An 851-nucleotide genomic window follows, 5' to 3' on the forward strand; every position below is an offset into this window, starting at 1 on the left:
TGGGCCGGGACGCGGGCTGACCCGCGCCGGATCGGCGGACGTTCCCCACGGGTGCGGCGGCCCCGGCTTGCCGCGCCCCGGCTTTTGGTCTAGGTGCGGTGTGCCGTCATCTGGCCGCCCGCGCGGCGGCCTTGCGGTCACCCGGCATATCTCCGGCATATCTCCGGCATGTCAGTGGGCAAATTAGTGGGCACATTGTCCGGCGCATCCCCCGGCAGATCACCGGGACCGCAAGCCTCACGAGGAAGAGCATGAACATCACCGAAGCACTGCTGCACGCCCTGAAGGAACGCGGCGCGCGCGAGGTCTGGGGCATCCCCGGCGACTTCGCGCTGCCCTATTTCAAGATAATCGAGCAGACCGGCATCCTGCCGCTGGTCACCCTGACCCACGAACCGGGACTGGGCTTTGCCGCAGACGCCGCCGCGCGCATCCGCCGGGGGCTCAGCGTGGCCGCCGTCACCTACGGGGCCGGGGCCATCAACATGTTGAACGCCGTGGCCCAGGCATTTGCCGAAAAGTCGCCCGTGGTGGTCATTTCCGGGGCGCCGGGCACGGCGGAGAGGGCGCGCGGCCTTCTGCTGCATCATCAGGTGAAGACCGTGGGCTCGCAGTTCCGCATGTATCAGGAAGTCACCTGCGACCAGGGAATTCTGGACGACCCGGCCACTGCGCCCGCCATTATCGAGCGGGTGCTGCGCAACTGCCTTGAGCATTCGCGCCCGGTGTACCTGGAAATTCCGCGCGACATGCCCGCCGTGGCCTGCGGCCCGGTGGCCCCGCACGTGCCCACCCCTTGCGACGAAGAGGCGGTGGCCGCCTGCGCGGCGGAAGTGCTGGCCCGGCTGCGC

The 851-nt window shown here is 69.3% G+C and carries 1 protein-coding gene; it reads left to right on the plus strand.

What is annotated here, in order from left to right:
* Positions 1-251 precede the first annotated feature (251 nt).
* On the plus strand, positions 252-851 hold a 600-nt coding region (locus tag FVW20_RS17090; RefSeq protein WP_269145845.1), incomplete at its 3' end, for a thiamine pyrophosphate-binding protein.

Source organism: Nitratidesulfovibrio oxamicus (genome assembly GCF_015731765.1).
GTDB classification, from domain to species: Bacteria; Desulfobacterota; Desulfovibrionia; order Desulfovibrionales; family Desulfovibrionaceae; genus Cupidesulfovibrio; species Cupidesulfovibrio oxamicus.